The sequence below is a fragment of the Rhizobium sp. Root483D2 genome, from assembly GCF_001426685.1.
GTDB lineage: Bacteria > Pseudomonadota > Alphaproteobacteria > Rhizobiales > Rhizobiaceae > Pararhizobium > Pararhizobium qamdonense.
This window is the reverse complement of sequence record NZ_LMFB01000039.1, coordinates 119,423-135,732: the sequence shown is the minus strand read 5'-3', so window position 1 is coordinate 135,732 and position 16,310 is coordinate 119,423. Positions and strand designations below refer to the sequence as shown.

16 protein-coding genes are annotated in these 16,310 nt (G+C 60.7%); 4 read left to right on the top strand and 12 right to left on the bottom strand.

Features of this window, described 5'->3' with window-relative positions:
* Positions 1–7: 7 nt before the first annotated feature.
* The 5 genes from ASD32_RS24465 to ASD32_RS24445 all read right to left on the bottom strand — a co-directional run bounded on the left by ASD32_RS24465 (position 8) and on the right by ASD32_RS24445 (position 4,989).
* On the bottom strand, positions 8–1,030 hold the full coding sequence (locus tag ASD32_RS24465; protein WP_200953643.1) for an alcohol dehydrogenase catalytic domain-containing protein: 1,023 nt from the start codon (positions 1,028–1,030) through the stop codon (positions 8–10).
* A 24-nt stretch (positions 1,031–1,054) separates the two neighbouring features.
* Positions 1,055–1,873, bottom strand: coding sequence for a carbohydrate ABC transporter permease (locus ASD32_RS24460; protein ID WP_060640637.1), 819 nt, complete (start codon positions 1,871–1,873; stop codon positions 1,055–1,057).
* Positions 1,870–2,730, bottom strand: coding sequence for a sugar ABC transporter permease (locus ASD32_RS24455; RefSeq protein ID WP_060640636.1), 861 nt, complete (start codon positions 2,728–2,730; stop codon positions 1,870–1,872). Before ASD32_RS24455 ends, ASD32_RS24460 begins: the two co-directional genes overlap by 4 nt.
* 68 nt (positions 2,731–2,798) lie before the next feature.
* Entirely contained in the window at positions 2,799–4,106 is a 1,308-nt protein-coding gene (locus tag ASD32_RS24450) for an extracellular solute-binding protein (RefSeq protein WP_060640635.1), read from the bottom strand.
* Positions 4,107–4,146: 40 nt separating this feature from the next.
* Complete coding sequence (locus tag ASD32_RS24445) at positions 4,147–4,989, bottom strand: sugar phosphate isomerase/epimerase (protein WP_060640634.1); 843 nt, start codon at positions 4,987–4,989, stop codon at positions 4,147–4,149.
* On the opposite strand from ASD32_RS24445, the gene ASD32_RS30485 reads away from it, so the two are divergent.
* Positions 4,898–5,167 (top strand): hypothetical protein, encoded by a 270-nt coding sequence (locus ASD32_RS30485; RefSeq protein WP_210171117.1) that lies wholly within the window; start codon positions 4,898–4,900, stop codon positions 5,165–5,167. The genes ASD32_RS24445 and ASD32_RS30485 overlap by 92 nt on opposite strands.
* 99 nt (positions 5,168–5,266) lie before the next feature.
* Here ASD32_RS30485 and ASD32_RS24435 read toward each other — a convergent pair whose 3' ends face one another.
* The 7 genes from ASD32_RS24435 to ASD32_RS24405 form a co-directional block, all read right to left on the bottom strand.
* Positions 5,267–7,057 carry an extracellular solute-binding protein gene (locus ASD32_RS24435; RefSeq protein ID WP_060640632.1) on the bottom strand — a complete coding sequence of 597 codons (1,791 nt, stop codon included), beginning with the start codon at positions 7,055–7,057 and terminating at the stop codon, positions 5,267–5,269.
* A gap of 124 nt (positions 7,058–7,181) precedes the next feature.
* Entirely contained in the window at positions 7,182–7,484 is a 303-nt protein-coding gene (locus ASD32_RS24430; RefSeq protein WP_060640631.1) for a putative quinol monooxygenase, read from the bottom strand.
* A 3-nt stretch (positions 7,485–7,487) separates the two neighbouring features.
* Positions 7,488–8,444 carry an ABC transporter permease gene (locus tag ASD32_RS24425; RefSeq protein ID WP_060640630.1) on the bottom strand — a complete coding sequence of 319 codons (957 nt, stop codon included), beginning with the start codon at positions 8,442–8,444 and terminating at the stop codon, positions 7,488–7,490.
* A gap of 1 nt (position 8,445) precedes the next feature.
* The gene (locus tag ASD32_RS24420) at positions 8,446–10,050 is read right to left on the bottom strand and encodes a sugar ABC transporter ATP-binding protein (protein ID WP_244490257.1); all 1,605 of its coding nucleotides are present in this window, start codon (positions 10,048–10,050) and stop codon (positions 8,446–8,448) included.
* Positions 10,047–11,219 (bottom strand): Gfo/Idh/MocA family oxidoreductase, encoded by a 1,173-nt coding sequence (locus ASD32_RS24415; protein ID WP_060640629.1) that lies wholly within the window; start codon positions 11,217–11,219, stop codon positions 10,047–10,049. The genes ASD32_RS24420 and ASD32_RS24415 overlap by 4 nt, the downstream gene beginning before the upstream one ends.
* A 121-nt stretch (positions 11,220–11,340) precedes the next feature.
* Positions 11,341–12,462 carry a substrate-binding domain-containing protein gene (locus ASD32_RS24410; protein ID WP_060640628.1) on the bottom strand — a complete coding sequence of 374 codons (1,122 nt, stop codon included), beginning with the start codon at positions 12,460–12,462 and terminating at the stop codon, positions 11,341–11,343.
* An 83-nt stretch (positions 12,463–12,545) separates the two neighbouring features.
* On the bottom strand, positions 12,546–13,358 hold the full coding sequence (locus ASD32_RS24405; protein ID WP_060640627.1) for a sugar phosphate isomerase/epimerase family protein: 813 nt from the start codon (positions 13,356–13,358) through the stop codon (positions 12,546–12,548).
* A gap of 258 nt (positions 13,359–13,616) precedes the next feature.
* Between ASD32_RS24405 and ASD32_RS24400 the strand changes: the two genes are divergently transcribed.
* From ASD32_RS24400 to ASD32_RS29820, 3 genes are read left to right on the top strand one after another with little or no spacing between them, the layout of a single operon-like run.
* Complete coding sequence (locus ASD32_RS24400) at positions 13,617–14,966, top strand: ROK family protein (protein ID WP_060640626.1); 1,350 nt, start codon at positions 13,617–13,619, stop codon at positions 14,964–14,966.
* A complete protein-coding gene (locus tag ASD32_RS24395; protein WP_244490256.1) occupies positions 14,906–16,081 on the top strand; it encodes a substrate-binding domain-containing protein in 1,176 nt (391 codons plus the stop codon). Before ASD32_RS24400 ends, ASD32_RS24395 begins: the two co-directional genes overlap by 61 nt.
* 58 nt (positions 16,082–16,139) lie before the next feature.
* Positions 16,140–16,310, top strand: a complete 171-nt coding sequence (locus tag ASD32_RS29820; RefSeq protein WP_156383333.1) for a hypothetical protein — start codon at positions 16,140–16,142, stop codon at positions 16,308–16,310.

The following is a 16,310-nucleotide window of genomic DNA, read 5'->3' as shown; positions in this document are numbered from 1 at the left end:
ATCATCGTCAAAAAACGAAGACTGCCTTTTCCGTCTTGCGTTCGTCGAACAGCCGGAACGCCGTTTCCGCCTCGTCAAGCGGGAAGGTATGGGTTGCGAGTTTTTCCAGATCGATATTGCCGACGTCAACGATGCGCAGGATGTCCTCGTATTCGGCCACGCCGAAATACCAAGAACCCATCAGCGTCACCTGCTTGCGAATCAACTGATCGCTCGGCCGGATCGTTGCCTCAAGGCTCTCCCCGACGAAAGCGACCTTCGCGAAGGGCGCAGCAGCATCGAGCGCCATATTCTGCGCCATGCCGTTGCCTGAGCAATCGATGGCCGCGGTCACGCCCTTTCCGCCGGAAAAGTCCATCAATTGCTCGAATGAAGTTCTGTCCAGGGGGTCGAGGACGAGATCGGCGCCAAGGCTGCGTGCGAAGTCCCGGCGCTCTTCTATCGGATCGAGGGCAACGACCTGTCCGCCCAATGCCTTTGCGGCAAGCACGCCCGCCGAGCCCATCGGGCCGAGCCCCCAGATCCCCACGGTGGAAAGACCGTCGATGCCGAGCTTTCGCGCCGCGCTACAAAGCGTGCCGAAGGCGTCCGTGGAAATCGCGCCGGCGACGTAGGACATCGTGTCGGGCAGTCTCAGCAGATTGCGCTCCGGAACGGCGATGTATTCCGCATTGCCTCCATCGGCAGTGAAGCCGATACATTTCCATTCAGAGCAGAGATGAAAGTGGCCCGCCCGGCAATGGCTGCACACGCTGCAGCCAATGGCGAGATGGATGGCGACCCGGTCGTCCTTCTTGAACTGACGGACGGCCGAGCCGACCTCGACGATGATGCCGGATGGTTCATGACCCGTGACACAGCGCCCCGCTGCCTCGCCCCCGACCACGGCATTGCCGTAGTAGAGACTGAGATCGCTGCGGCATATGCAGGATGCCTTGACCTGGACCAGGACCTCGTCCTGCCGCGGCTTGGGGACTTCGACAGCGCGAATTTCGACGCGCTTGTTGCCGGGGAGAAAAACGGCTTTCATGGCGATACTCCAGCTTGATAAGGTTTACTTCACGGCACCGGCCGTCAGGCCGCGGACAAAAGAGCGTTGCAGGACAAGGAACAGGACGACGATCGGCGCGAAGGCGATGATCCCCGCAGCCGCGATCCCGCCGTAATCGACGCCGTAGCGCCCCTGCAGGGTTGCAGCCCCCACCGTCAGCGGTTTGAGGGTCTCGTCCTGTATGACGACCAGCGGCAGCAGATATTCCTGCCAGGAAAACAAAAACGTGATCAATGCAAGCGACAGGAGGCCCGGTTTGACAATAGGAACAACCACTTTCGTAAAAGTCTCGAAAAGCGTTGCGCCATCGATTGTTGCGGCCTCCAGAAGATCGTCGGGCAAATCCTCCATGACCGTGCGCATCATGAAGATGGAAAACGGGAGAAGGAGCGCTGCCTGGGGGAGGATCACGCCGACCCGCGTATTCAGAAGACCGAGCAGCTGCAGATCGCCGTACAGTGCCACGATCACCGAGGGAGCGGGGACGACAAGGCCTGCCAGAAACAAACCGAACAGGATTTCCTTGCCCGGAAATTTCAGTTTTGCGAAGGCGAAGCCGGCCAGCGGCGCCGTTAGCATGACGAGCAGGGTCGAGCCGGTGCTGATCATCAGGCTATTGACGAAAAACTGCGAAAAGCCGCTTTCGAACCAGACACGACGTAAGTTGCCGATATCGATAGGCCACGGCAGTGTAAGCGGTCCGGAAAACAGATCGGCTTCGCTGCGCAGAGAGGCCAGCACCACCAGATAAACGGGAACCAGCGCATAAAGCGCGAAGATTAGAAGCACGGCGTGCTGGAAGAAGCGGGATGTTCTGGTCATGACTGCCTCAGGATGCGGTAGCTCAGCCCGCCGATGGTGAGCACGATGACAAGCAGCACGACCGAAAGGGCCGCCGCGTAGCCGAAGTCGCCGACAAGGAAGAAGGTCTTGTAAATGTGCGTGGTGAGGACTTCGGTGTCGTAGCCCGGCCCCCCCTGCGTGGTGACCCAGACCAGGTCGAAGAAGCGCATGGCTTCGATTGCCGCATAGAGGCCCAGAAAGAGCGTGGTGCTTTTCAGGAGCGGCACGGTGATGAACCGAAACCGCTGTCCCCAGCCGGCCCCATCGAGCGAGGCCGCCTCGTAAAGCGAGGGATCGATAGACTGGATGGCCGACAGATAGATCAGCACGCAGAATCCGTAAAATGTCCAGGCACCGGCCGCATTGAGAGACAGGAGCGCAGAGCCGGATTCCGCGAGCCATGCGCCGCCCAGCGAGCCGAGGCCGATCAGATCGAGAACATAATTCAAAAGGCCGAAGATAGGATTGTAAATCCAGCCCCAGATGATGCCGGCAACGACAAGCGGAATGGTGCGCGGCAGAAAGTAAAGCGCACTCATAAGCCGGATGGTTCGCGGCGACCGTTCAGCGAGTATGGAGGCGAGGACGAGACCGATCAACAGCGGGAAACAGAGCGTCAGAATCGCCCAGATCGCGTTGTGCCCGAGCGCCGTCCAGAACACGCCGTCCGACGTCAGACGCTGATAATTCGCAAGGCCGCTGAAGGCCTTGATCGACCCGTTGTCCCAAGAAAACACGCTGTAGGCTGCGACCTGCAGGATTGGCACCGCGACAAAAGCTACATAGAGCAGCAAGGCCGGCAGCACGAACAGCAGGGCTTGGCGGCTGTTGTACATGAACTTGTCCCAAGGTTGGGGATGGCAGGGGAAAACCGCCACCATCCCATATGGATCCGGGTGACGGGTTAAGGCACCCAGCGCTCGCCATTGGCAATTGCTGCCTGCCACGATGCCTGAATGGCCGCGAGGAAAGAGTCCGGCGTCTCGTCACCGCTCGCGAGCTTCTGCAATTCCGGATAGAGGACCTGAGTCACGCTTTCCGGCACGGTGGTGTGCAGGTCGTAGAAATTCGTATCCGGGGTTTTCAGGCCTTCCGCATAAAAATCCTTGACGACCGGCAGTGTATCCCAGGCTTTCAGGTCTTCGGCCGTCGTGCCGATCGGAACAAGATAACCCTTCTCCACCCATGTCTTGCGGTTTTCCTTGGAGGTCAGGCAGTTGATGTAGCTGGCTGCGGCATCCTTGGCGGCATCGCTCGCCGCTGCGGAAACCTGCCACTGAGACCCTTCGCCCCACATCGTGCCGGGGGGGACGCCGTCGGAGATCGGCGGCAACATGAACACGCCGAGATCGAATTTGGCGCCCCGCGCCATGTCCTGCAATACCCACGTCCCGGTGATATTCATCGCGGCACGCCCGCCGAGGAAAAGCGCATTGGCCTCATCATAACCGATGCCGTTGAAGCCCTTGGGGAAATATCCATCCTTGCCCCATTGCTGGAAGGTCTCCGCAGCCAGCTTGAACTTGGGGTTCGTCCAGGGTTCCTCGCCGAAGAACACTTTTTCCTCTTCCGCCCGGCCGGCCGTCAGACCGAGAATCAGGCTCAGCGTGTTGGTAGCGGGCCAGCGGTCGCGATTGCCGAAGGCGATCGGGATCTTGCCGGCTTCCTTGATCTTGTCCACGACCGTCTTGAATTCGGCGTAGGTCTTGGGGACTTCGAGACCGAGTTCGGCAAACATCGCCTTGTTGTAGTAGACACCCATCAGGTCCTGTTCCATCGGAACGGCGTAGAGCTTGCCCTGATAGGAATTGCGGCCGCGATAGAAGGCGTTGACGTTGTCCCAGCCGTATTTGTCATAATAACTGTTGAGTGGCGCCACTTTTCCGGTACGGGCATAACCCGCCAGAACCGATGCTGCCGGCCAAGTATAACCGAGATCCGGTGTCTTGTCTGCGGAAACAGCGAGACGATAGCTCTCGCGTATGCCGATCGACGGAACCACGGTACGCTCGATGTTCACGTCCGGAAGTGCCGCCTCGCAGACCTTGATCAATTCCTCCATGGCTGGCCCCGCGGCCGTGATGCCGGCATTGGAAAACTGGTCCCATTGCACTACCGGCACTGATTCCGCCATGGCGCCCGATGCTGTCGCCATCACCATGAGGGATAATGTCGCCTGCAGTCGTCGCATATGTGTCTTGTTCGTCTTCATGTGGGTTTCCTCCTCCCGTTGATTGTCATTTCAGTGATTGTTATTTCAGGCTGGCTTCGACCGACTTCAGGTAGGAGAGCGCACTGCGCGCCACGCGATCGGGGTCGAAATTCCGGCCGCTGAAGCCTATTTCCATCGTCAGATATCCTTGGAAATCGATCTGTTTCAGCGCTGCCAGCACACCGGCCCAATCGACCACGCCCTCGCCTGGCGCCAGACGGTCGATATCGGCAAAGTGGACATGGTCCAGATGCCCCGCCATCTCGTGCACATAGTCGGAACTGACCTCGTTGCGGTAGAGCGCGTGGTAGGTGTCGAACATCACCTTGACCGTGTCGGAGCCGACCTGCTCACGCAAGAGCAGCGCCTGACCGGGGGTGTCGATGAGATTGGAATCGGCCGATGTCGGCTCGATGCTGATGCCGACGCCCTTTTCCCGGGCATGGGCGGCAATTTCCCTGAGCGCCGCGAGGCTCCAGTCCCAGGCTTGCTGATAACCCGTGCCGAAGGATCGCCATCCAGCGATGTAAAGCACGCGGTCTGCGCCGAGATCATGGGCGAGGTCTACCACCTCCTTGTAATGCGCGATCGTCGCCTTGCGCTCCTCCGGCATGAGCGATGCCACGTTGTGGCCAGGTCCGCCGCCAGGGGCCGGCAGCAGGCTGACCGGCTTCAGATTGAGATCATCCATCAGAGATTTCAGGTCGCGGCGATGACTGGGCGAAAGATAGGCGGGCCATGCGTGTGGCGCCGCGCAGCCAATCTCAATGCCGTCATAACCGAAACCGGCGATGCGGCGGATCGTTTCCTCGATAGAATACGACGGTACCCAACACGGAAAACTGGAATACGCCCAGGTGTTGAACGCGTATTTGAACGCCATTGATCTCACTCCTCTCGACACGACAGCGCGCTCACCCGGCGTCGCATGCGGCCCGATTCAAATTGCGCTCCCGGCGCAGACATGTTTGTTGAAGATTTACGGTGCCGGCTTTGGGCTCATTGTCCTCAGCGACACCATCTTCCTCCTGATCCCCGCACCTCCCGTGCGTCTGCTCTGAAGCAGTTTGGATGAGGTAAAGCTTAATCGATGCTGATCATCGCACCAGCCGGAGTTTTATCCATTCTGGATGTTTTTGGGGACTTCCGGAGAGGAAGGATCAATAATGCCCTCTTTCCCGCATGATGGCATCTGCCCTGTTCTGAGCGCGGACCAACGCTGCCTCCATGGATTTCCATCCATTGAGCAAATCATGGACTTCCTCCCCCGCGATGGAAATGACGTCCGGAATACCGGCAATGGGCGGACGGGGCCACATGCGCAGATATCCTTTGGCGGCGTAGGCATCGATGGTGCCGATATAGGGCGAGATGGCCTGTACCTCCGGATCGCGGCTGACGCTCGCCCGCGAACTGGCGAGGCTGCCGTTCAGCAGGTAGAGCTTGACCGATTCCGCCGAGGTCAACGTCATCAGCGCCTTCCAGACGGATGGAATCCGTGCTGGCGCGACATTCGAAGGAATGGACAGGGCATACCCGCCGACCGGAACGATCGGCCGCCCGTTGGGACCGGTCGGATGGGGCAGATAGCCGGTTTTGCGATAGGCCGGCGATTGCGGCACCGTTTCGTAGAGATGAGCGAGGAGCGAGTGCGAATAGGCCATTGCTGCATGGCCGTTGGCGTAGGTGCTCGCCCGCTCGTACCACGTCACGTCCAGAACGTTCGGCGGGGAAAATGCCATCAACTCCTGCATGTAGGCCGCGGTCTGCCGGGCCTCTTCGGACAGAAATGTCGGTCGTAGATCTTCCCCTCGGGCGCCGGCGACGTCGAAGCCGTCTTGAGTACGACGAAGGTCCACGATCGGCCGGCCGAAGGCTCCCATCATCATGATGAAGCTGTGCCCGAGCGCCGTCCCACGACCGCCGTTCCAGGTTATGCCGGAAACTCCCCGCTTCGGGTCGTGCAGTTTCCGCCCCGCTGCGATCACCTCATCGGACGTCCTCGGCGGGACGATCGACCGTTCCGCCAGAAGATCCGTCCGATAGGCCAAAACCTCCCCCGTCGTCAGCACGGGAATGCCGAATTGCTGGCCATTATGACGCGAACTCGCCAGCGCATCGGCGTAGATATCGCTGCAATCCAAATGGTTTTCCTGAATCAGCTTGTCCAGGGGCAGGAGACGGCCGTGATGCGCCATCTCCCCGAACCAGGGCAAATCGCATGCGATGATGTCGTAGCGCGACTGCGACCGCCGACTGTTGCCGACGATTTCCTCTTGCAGGCGATCGATCCCCAGCGCGCGCGCCTCGACGGGGACGCCCAGAATGAGCTCGAATTGCCGCTTCAAAGCGCTCATCGCCATGAACGTCGTGTCGGCATGGACGAGGATGCGCAGCCCTCTGCCCAGGGACAGGGTTTCCGTCAGGACCGCGGGCGGCGGGATGATGCTGGCGGGAACATCCAGCTTGGGACGGCGGCCGGCCGGCGTGCGCAGCGGTTCAGTCGCGGCGGTCGCCTCGCGCAGCAGTTTCTCGCCACGATGCGAGAAGGCATGCCAGCGGGAAATCAGGTCGCCGGACGGGTGGAGCGAGTACGACAGACCTGTGGCTGTGCGCGGACGTGTGACGATCAGGCCGCTTTCGAGCATGCCCTCGATCGCCCGCATCGCCGTTCCGTAGGACAGCCCGGATGACGCGACGAGAGAGGACTTGGTAACGGGCCTGCCTGAAAAGTGGCTGCGCATGAGATCGATGACCATGCGCGTGTCCCGCTGCGTGACCCGCGATCCGAAGATTCTGGCGCTTTCGTCGTAAAGCGCGATGACGAAGTCGAGAAACTGGTTGAGGTCACGATTCTGGAGGCTGCCGCGCGCCTGTTCGACGGCAATCTCGTAGGGGCCCTCTGGCGCGCCCTTGATCCTGGCCTTGGCTATGTTTTCCCGTTCCGTCACATCCGCTGCGCCTTTGGTACGATCAGGCGATACCAAGCATCATGTCATACTCGCGTCAATGTCGCACGACAGGGAACCAGGATGAACCGACGCCGCTCGCAATCGGTGCCTTGCGTCAATGCGCCTACTTGGTCCCGCTGAGCATTTGCAAATGGCGGATTTCGACGGGGCTGGAGAGCAGCCTGTCTATCGCGCTCAGGAGCGGCCGCAGATGGGGCATCGTCATATGAGCATCGAGGTCGGCCTGGCTGCGCCAGTTCTCGTAGAATACGAAGACGCAAGGGTCGTTCGCATCCACATGGAAGTCATAGTTGATGCAACCGGGTTCGGCGCGCGTCGGTGCCACCTGGGCCGCGAGGAGCGTTTGCAACTCCTCGCGCGTTTCGGGCTTCGCGATGACAGTACCGATAATCGTTACAGGGGACATGGCTCAGTTCCGCTTCTGCGACAGGGCAACGGCGAGGATGATGATTCCGCCGCGTGCTATGAGTTGCTGCGAGAATTCCAGCCCCATTAGGATCAGGCCGTTGTTGATCATGCCGATCATCAGGGCTCCGACGATGGTGCCGATGATCGTGCCCTTGCCGCCGAACAGGCTGGTGCCGCCAAGAACGGCGGCAGCGATCACAGACAGTTCGTCCCCCTCGCCCAGTTGGAACCGTCCCGACTGGAGCCGCCCCGCATAAAGCATGCCGGCGAAGGCTGCGGCGGTCGAGGAAATGACGAGCACACGGAATTTGATAGCCTTGGTGTCGATGCCGGAATAGCGCGCCGCCGTTTCGCCGCCACCGGTCGCCAGAACGCGTCGGCCGAAGCTGGTGCGGCGAAGGACGACGTGACCGATGGCGCCGAAGATAACCATCCAGAATAACAGCACAGGAACCTTGAAGAGCGATCCACCGCCGAACAGCCAGGAATAGCCGGGACTGAGGATCGGGACGGCAGCGGTGTTGGAAATCCACATTGCTACGCCCTTGGCGATGCCCATCATCGCCAGCGTCGTCAGAAACGACGGTATGCCGACGCGCGTCGTCAGCCAGCCGTTGAACATGCCGACGGCAATGCCCGTCGCAAGCCCCGCAAAGACGCCGGCCACCGGCCCGGCCACCGCAATCGCCATGGCAACGGTAACCGTTGCGAGCCCTGCGACCGCGCCAACCGATAGATCGATTTCGCCGGCGGACAGCACGAAGGTCATAGCAATGGCCATGACGGCGATCATCGCTGTCTGGCGGACGATGTTGAGCAGGTTGTTGGGGTTGAGAAAGCCCTTGTCGGCCAAAGTCAGGGCGAAGATCACGAAGATCACCGCGAAGCCGATATAGATGATGTATTGCCGCCAGTTGGCCTTGAAGCTCTCAGCGAGCGTTGGATTTGCGGTCGTCATGTCAAACCTTCTGCCCTTGCTTCAGGGCCTCCTGAATTTCGATCTGCAGGCGTTGCTCGGCCGCCTGAAGACGGTGGGCCGTGTCGTGTGCATCGATGGCCGGATCATCGAGCCGGTCACGCGGGATATCGGCAAACATGCGGCCTTCCGACATGACGACGATGCGATCGCAGGCCGTCAGCAGTTCGCTCAACTCCGAGGAAATGAAGACGATCGCCTTGCCGGCCGCAGCCAGATCGCGCACCAGCTTGATGATTTCGGATTTCGAACCGATGTCGATGCCAGCGGTCGGCTCGTCGAGCACCAGGATATCGGGATCGGTTGCGAGCCATTTGCCGATGACCACCTTCTGTTGGTTGCCACCCGAGAGCGTCGAGACCGCATGGTCGCGGCTCGCGGTCTTAACCGACAATCTCTTGATCATTCCGTCCGTAACGGACCTGACCCTTTCCGCATCGACGAAACCCGCCGCCGAAATGCTGTCGAGAACCGCAAGCGTCATGTTGGATGCGACGGAATGAGCAGGAATAATCCCTTGCGTTGCCCGCGCCTCCGGCACCAGCGCCACGCCGGCGGCGATCGCATCGCCGGGCTTGTGGATCGCCACAAGCTTGCCGTTGATCAGGATCTCGCCGGACTTTGCCGGCTCGACCCCCGCGATCAGCCGCGCAAGCGCTGACCGGCCGGAGCCGAGCAGGCCCGCAAGGCCGACAACCTCGCCGCGATGGACCGCAAAGGATATGTTCTCCGGCTTGTACTTGCCCGAGACGTTGCGCAGCTCCACCAGAACCTCGCCCTTGACGGCATTGCCGCGCGCCACATCGGAGAGGCCCTTTGAGCGCGTGCCGACGATGTGCTCGATCATCGTATCGATCGGTAACTCCGACAGAGGTGCCGTAATGACATGGGCACCGTCGCGCAGGATGGTCGCCCGGTCGCTGATGCGAGCGATCTCGTCCATCCGGTGCGAGACGTAGATGATGGCGACGCCTTTTGCCTTCAGCTTGCGCAGGAATGTGAACAGGCGATCGACGTCGCTGACGGCCAGCGCCGTCGAGGGCTCGTCGAGCACCAGCACGCGGGCATCCTGCGAGATCGCCTTGACGATTTCGGTCAGTTGCTTCTGTCCGGCGCCGAGATCGCCAACCAGCGCTTTCGGATCGACATCGACCTCCAGCATCGCAAATAGTTCGGCCGCGCGCCGCTCCGCCGTCCGGTCATCGATTAGTCCCAGACCGCCCCTGGTTTCACGCGTCAGGAACACGTTCTGTGCTACGGTCAGCGTCGGGATTAGGCTGAGCTCTTGAAAGTTCATGGCAATGCCGGCCGCGCGCGCCGCCTCCGGCGTCACGTCCTCCAGCAGGTTGCCGCAGACCGTGATCGTGCCAGAATCGGGCTTATGAACGCCGTTGAGCACCTTGAGTATAGTGGATTTTCCCGCACCGTTGCCGCCTAGCAGTGCGTGAACTTCGCCCTGCCGGATATCGAGACTGACATCGTTCAAAGCCCGCACACCGCCAAAGGCCTTTGAAATTCCCTTCATGCTGACGGCCAATGGCTCGCTTGCAGTCAAGGGCATGCTGACGGCTGCGGCTTCGGTGCTCATCTGCCCACGCGCTCCCACGCTCCGGTTTCTCCCGAGCGAATGAGGGCATCCGCGACCAGTTCCGTCAACAGACCGTCGTCGAAATTCGGCGATGGCTGTTTTCCCGTCTTGATGGCCGTGAAAAAATCGAAGCACTCGACAATCTTCGTCTCGGAATAGCCTATGCCGAGCGCCGGGATGGGCCAGAGGCCGTGACCATAGGGGTGCGCCGGACCGGTATAGACCGTGCGAAAGCCGCGACTGTCAGCCGGATCGTCGGCAAACATCACCTGCAATTCGTCACGGCGCTCATAGTTAAAGTGGATCGAGCCCTTGGTGCCATGGATCTCCAGCGTGATGAAGTTGTTGCGGCCATACGCGTTGCGTGTCGCCTCGAGGCTGCCGATTGCGCCGTTTTCGAAGCGCAGCATGCTGATGACTTCATCGTCCACATCCACCTCGCCGCGCTCGACATCGCCGGATGCTTTTTCAGCCGCACCCAGCTTGTCGATCCCGCCCTGCTGCAAGGGTCGCGTCTTGTTATAGGTGGTGGTGATAGCATTCACCGTCTCGATCGGCCCCACGAGATAATGCGCGAGATCGACCACATGGGTGGCGATGTCGCCGACCGTGCCGGACCCGGCGATCTTCTTCTGGAAGCGCCATGACAGTGGGCCGTCTGGGTCGGCGGACCAATCCTGCAGATAGGTGCCGCGAAAATTGAGAATTTTGCCGATCCGGCCGTCTTCGATGTATTTCTTGGCAAGCGCAACAGCCGGGGTGCGGCGATAGTTGAAGGCAACCATGTGGGTCACGCCGGCCTTCTTGACGGCGGCGGCCATGGCGCGGGCTTCCTCGACCGTGCGGGCGAGCGGCTTTTCGCAGATGATGTGTTTGCCGGCTTGCGCTGCTGCAATGGCGATTTCGGCGTGGACATTGTTGGGTGTGCAGATATCAATCACGTCGATATCCGGCCGGGCAACGACGGCGCGCCAGTCACTGGACGCTTCCTCGAAGCCGTAGCGGTCGCGGGCAGTTTCCGCCATCGCGTCCGTCACGTCCACCACGACCTTGCGGTGCGGAATGGCAGGCGCCGGCCAGAAGAACATCGGCATGGAAGCATAGGCCATGGCATGCGCCTTGCCCATGAAGCCGCCACCGATCATGGCGACGTTCATCACTTTGGTCATCGTCTTTCTCCGTCAAATGAAGGGGGGGCCCTGGCCCGATCTGTTCGGAAAGGCCCGTGGGCCTTCCAGGGCGGGCGGCGCAAACGCCGCCCGCAAGAAGGTAAGCGGTGATGGAACCGGCTTACTGTCCGAGGCTGGTTTTCACATTGGCCGTCGGTTCGGTATTGTAGACGGCCTTCCATCCCTCGACCAATGTTTCCTTGGTGACGGGAAGCGCCGGCAACGCCACAAACGCCGGGGCTTCTTTGCCGAGCAGACCGTAACCTGCCAGCATCGCCTCGGTCACGCCCTGTGAATAGGGGCGCTGTGCACCGAGACCCTTGATAAAACCGCCCTGGGCCATGGAGATCGCGACGTTTTCGCCGAGATCGATGGTCGTGATGACGAGATCGTCGCGGCCAGCGGTGCGGGCCGCCGAAATCACGCCCTCGGCCGGCACGTCCCAGACAGCCCAGATCCCATTCAGATTGGGATTGGAGGTCAGCATGGCGCTTGCCGCCTTGTCGGCATCACCGGAAAAATCCGGACCGCCGATGCCCTGCTCGGCCACGATCTTGATGTCCGGGTAGTCCGACGCGATAGTTGCCTTGAAGGCCTCGTAGCGCTGCTTAGTGACGAAGAAGTCAGCGGCGTGAAAGACGAGACCAATCTCGCCCTTGCCGCCGAGCGCTTTGGCCATCAAATGCGCTGAAGCGACACCGTTGCCGTAATTGTCTGCCGAAACGGAGGATACGTATTCCTTGCCGGCAGTGAAGCCGGCCGGCACGTTGTCCATGAACACCAGTTTTACGCCGGCGTCGGCAGCCGCCTTGTAGGCGACAGCCGTTGCAACGGGATCAGTCGGGATCGACACGATGATGCTGGGCTTCTGCGCCATGATGGTTTCCAGGTCCGCCACCTGTTTTTCAGGCTTGAAACCGGCGTCGGTGACGGCGATGACCTTGATGCCCATGGCTGCGAACTGTGTCTGCAATCCGTTGATCTGTGCCTGGCTCCAGTCATTGCCGCCGTAATGCATAACGATGGCCGCCGTGGCATTCATGCCCTTGATCTTGGTCAGTTCCTCATCGGTCAACGTGACCGAGGAAGCGGCGGCAGGCTCTTCGCCGTTCGGCCCCTTCGACAGAACGGTCTCCTGCAGCTTGGCAAGGGCAGCATCCGGATCGGCAAACGCCGGTGCGGCGATCGACAGTGTCAGTGCAAAGGCTGCGCTGGTTGCAAGCAGGGTTCGTCTGGTTATCATGGTTCTTCTCCTCCCAAGAAGTCGAGGCATCATTGCCTCGAAGATTGCCGGGCCGTAACGCCCATTTCAGGTCACCCAGGCCGTCAGGCATGTTTCAGATAATCCATGCTGATGCGGGCGCCTTCGGCGGGATCGGACCATGCATCGAGTTCGGTGCAGACCCAGCCCTTGAATCCCGTCTCCCGCAGGGCGGTAAGGATGGGACCGGTCGGCACATCGCCGCGATCGAGCGGCGTGAAAACAAACGGTTCCGTCTGGAGGCCCTTCAAGTGAACGTAGGAAATGCGCGACGCGTGATCGCGAATAAGCCGCGCCGGATCGCCGCCGGCGGCCGCGAGGTGCGCCGTGTCCGGGCAGAAATCGATCGACGTCAGGCCGAATATCTGGGCCACCGTGTCTGGCCCTTCGACGATCGTCGAAAGATGCGGATGATAATGGCCGCGCAGCCCACGGGCTTCGGCTATTGCCTTGACCTTGTCCAGGGCCGCACCGAGCTTCACATAGTCCTCGTCGCGGATACCGTCGAAACGTTTGGCGCCTCCCCCGACGACCAGATGCGGCGCACCGAGTTCGGCGGCGCGGTCGGCGGCACGGGTAATCCGGGCCAGCTCTTCCGGCAGGATATCGTCGAAGATGAAATTGCCGCCGGCATAGGCGGCCACCAGCGTAAGGCCGGTTTTGGCGAGAAGGTTGCGAAGGTCGGCGGCGCTGTAGTCAAGCAGATTGCCATCGAACAGTTCGACGCCTTCATATCCTGCCGCGGCAATGTCGTCGAAGGCGCGGTCCATGTCGCCGAATGTGCGATAGGTGAGCTCCGTAATCGAGGTCACGCCCTGCGCATTGCCACCAAGCATGCCCCAGCAATTGGCGTGATAAGCCAGCTTCCAATCCGACATTTTGAATTCCTCCGCTGCGGGTCGGATGGGTTCCCGCCCCGCCCGAAATCTCTGCGACACCGCCGCTCTCCGACTGTAACGTTATGAGTGTTTAATTTCGAAGTCAATATTATTTGCGCATAAGTCAGCAAACTTTTGCATATTTACGACATAAGTTTGCACTTGCCCCACACATGCAATCGATTTATCCAATGAAAAGGGGCTGACGGTGCTGAATGACGAAGCCTCCAACGCGAACGCCGAAGGGAATACGGCAACATGCCCATTGCCTCGTCATCCCGAATACGTGGAAAAGGCCGACCGACGACCCGCGACTCGGCTGCAGCGAGCCTTGGTGCGGTCCTCAATCTTATCCGGTCGGGCAAGGCCACGACGCGACAGGAACTGGAACGGGAAAGCGAGCTGGGACGGGCTGCGGTGGCAGACCGCTTGGCAACCCTTTCGGAAATCGGGCTGATCGTCGAAAGCGAACTCGGCATTGCCAGTGGCGGACGGGCGCCGCGCCTCGTCCGGTTCAGGACGGATCTTGGCTGTATTCTCGTCGCGACGCTGGACCAGTCAGCTTTGGGAGTCGGCATCGCCGATCTTTCGGGCCGGCTCTTTACGGAGCACCACGAGGCAATCGATCTGGGCGCGGATGCGGCATCGACCTCTCTTCGCATCCTGTCTCTGTTCGACTGGCTGATCGCCAAGCACGCGCCGGATATGCCGGTATGGGGAATTGCAGTTTCGGTCCCCGGGCCCGTGACCGAGGGCGACGAGATGCCGTTCATGGAACAGACGCCGTCCTTCCTGCCGGCGTGGGAAGGTTTTCCCTTCGTGGAAACCCTTGTCGATCGATTTGGCGCGCCGGTGTGGTTGCGCTCCAGCATTGAGACCATGACGATGGGCGAGCGCTTTGCGGGTGCGGGACAAACTGCTCGCAATATGCTGTTCATCAAAGTTGGAAAACGGATCGGGGCCGGGCTGATCTTCGACGGCCGGCTCTATCGTGGAGCGCAGGGCGCTTCCGGGCTGATCGGCCAGATGCCGGTGCAGGCCGGCGACCGTGCCTCGACGCTCGACGCGCTCGCCGGCAGCGACATGATCGCGCGCGAGGGGCTGGCGGCCGCGCAATCCGGCAAAAGCCCGTTGCTCGCCGATACGTTGCGCCGGGGTGGCGATGTCGGCGCGATCGAAGTCAGCCAGGCCGCACAATCCGGTGATCCGGCCTCCATGGAGATCCTTGGGCTCAGCGGACGCATGATCGGCCATTCGGTCGCGATGCTCGCCAACATGCTCAATCCGGACCTGATCATTCTGTCCGGCACCATGGCCCAGACCAATGACCTCCTTCTGGCCGCCGTTCGTGAAACGGTCTATGGAGAGAGCCACCCCTTGGTGACACGCGACCTGATCATCGCTAAATCGCAGATGGGCAGTTCAGCGGGCCTGGTGGGTGCGGCGATGGTGGTCGTGGAAAGTTTGTTCGAGCCGGGCTGCCTGAAAGACTGGATCGTGCAGGGCACGCCACTCGCCCACCCCGTGTTCCTGGCGCTGCGCAAGTCGTGCGCCGCACGCCGGGCAGGCATTGCTGGCGAGCAAGACCGAAAAGCGATTGCACCTTAACGCATGTCGCCCGAATGTGTCCTACGGTTTCGGAAAAGCCGGTTTCCGACCCATTAAGCTCTTGCCAACTTCCCATTAACAACGAGATCCATACTATGACGATATCTGGATTGGGGCCACATGGGGAACGGGCAGCGCCTCCCGAACGCATCGCGCTGCTTGCCGATGACATTGTCGCCGCTCGTGCGGGGCGCTTTCGTGTTGCGATCGTCCTACACACCATGGCCAGTGATTGGGCAAAACAACAAATTGCCGGCATCATGGCAACTTTCGGCGACTGCGAAACAGCCGTGATCGAGGTAGTCGATTGCGGCTTTGCTCCGGAAGCTCAGGTTGCCGCGCTCGAGCGCTTGCGCGGCGAAAAACCGGACGCGATCATTTCCATCCCGGTTGCCAATTCCACCGTCGCCGATGCGCACCGGCGCATTTCTCGGGATGGCATCCGGCTGCTTCTCCTCGACAATGTCCCGACAGGCCTTCTTCCGGGCTCAGATTACGTCGCGCTGGTTTCTGCCGACAATTTTGGCCTCGGCACGATCGCGGCCGCGTTTCTGGCGAAACGGCTGGCTGACGGCGCTGCCGTGGGCGTGCTGTCCTACCATGCAGAATTCTTCGCCACCAATGAACGCGAAATCGCGTTCAACAAATGGATGCTGATGAACCGCCCGGATATCCGGTTGGTCGTGCGCAAATTCGATAGCATACAAACAGCCGGCTCAGATGCTTCAACGCTGGTATCCGATCACGACGACCTCGCGGGCCTCTTTGTGGTCTGGGACACGCCTGCCATGGAAGTGGTTAAGGCGCTGGAACGGGCAGGCCGCCACCTCCCGGTGGCGACCGTCGATCTCGGTCGAGAAGCCGCTATCAACCTCGCCTCGGGTGGTATGATCTGCGGCATCGGTGCTCAGCAGCCATATCTGCAGGGTGTCGCCGTGGCACAGACCTGTGTGCTGGCCCTTCTGGGAAAGCAGACACCAGACTGGGTCGCACTTCCAGGCCTTGCCGTATCCAGCGACAACGTTGTCGAGAGCTTCCAGAAAGTCTGGCGCAAACAGGCACCTCGGGAAGTCCTTGTCAGCGCCAAGCTTGTAAAGGATCACTCGGCTTCATGAATACTCCCCAGAACGCATCAGCCACCCGTTAATATCGATAGGCGACGCGTTGTCAGGGATGCGAAGGAACACCGCCGAGCTTGCTGATACACGCCGCAAGGTCGACATAGCGAAGACCGCGCTCGGCGAGCGCGGCCCCGTCTGGTGGGTCGATAGGGCGCCGGATGTCAAACGGCATCTCGTTGCGAATACGCCCTATGCCGCCTGGTATGCTGGTTTGGACGAATAG

Excerpts from the sequence above, each read along its gene's own strand:
- ASD32_RS24465 (WP_200953643.1), bottom strand. The coding sequence starts at position 1,030 with ATGAAAGCCGTTTTTCTCCCCGGCAACAAGCGCGTCGAAATTCGCGCT.
- ASD32_RS24460 (WP_060640637.1), bottom strand. The coding sequence starts at position 1,873 with ATGACCAGAACATCCCGCTTCTTCCAGCACGCCGTGCTTCTAATCTTC.
- ASD32_RS24455 (WP_060640636.1), bottom strand. The coding sequence starts at position 2,730 with ATGTACAACAGCCGCCAAGCCCTGCTGTTCGTGCTGCCGGCCTTGCTG.
- ASD32_RS24450 (WP_060640635.1), bottom strand. The coding sequence starts at position 4,106 with ATGAAGACGAACAAGACACATATGCGACGACTGCAGGCGACATTATCC.
- ASD32_RS30485 (WP_210171117.1), top strand. The coding sequence starts at position 4,898 with ATGCGGCGGATCGTTTCCTCGATAGAATACGACGGTACCCAACACGGA.
- ASD32_RS24445 (WP_060640634.1), bottom strand. The coding sequence starts at position 4,989 with ATGGCGTTCAAATACGCGTTCAACACCTGGGCGTATTCCAGTTTTCCG.
- ASD32_RS24430 (WP_060640631.1), bottom strand. The coding sequence starts at position 7,484 with ATGTCCCCTGTAACGATTATCGGTACTGTCATCGCGAAGCCCGAAACG.
- ASD32_RS24425 (WP_060640630.1), bottom strand. The coding sequence starts at position 8,444 with ATGACGACCGCAAATCCAACGCTCGCTGAGAGCTTCAAGGCCAACTGG.
- ASD32_RS24420 (WP_244490257.1), bottom strand. The coding sequence starts at position 10,050 with ATGAGCACCGAAGCCGCAGCCGTCAGCATGCCCTTGACTGCAAGCGAG.
- ASD32_RS24415 (WP_060640629.1), bottom strand. The coding sequence starts at position 11,219 with ATGACCAAAGTGATGAACGTCGCCATGATCGGTGGCGGCTTCATGGGC.
- ASD32_RS24410 (WP_060640628.1), bottom strand. The coding sequence starts at position 12,462 with ATGATAACCAGACGAACCCTGCTTGCAACCAGCGCAGCCTTTGCACTG.
- ASD32_RS24405 (WP_060640627.1), bottom strand. The coding sequence starts at position 13,358 with ATGTCGGATTGGAAGCTGGCTTATCACGCCAATTGCTGGGGCATGCTT.
- ASD32_RS24400 (WP_060640626.1), top strand. The coding sequence starts at position 13,617 with ATGCCCATTGCCTCGTCATCCCGAATACGTGGAAAAGGCCGACCGACG.
- ASD32_RS29820 (WP_156383333.1), top strand. The coding sequence starts at position 16,140 with ATGCGAAGGAACACCGCCGAGCTTGCTGATACACGCCGCAAGGTCGAC.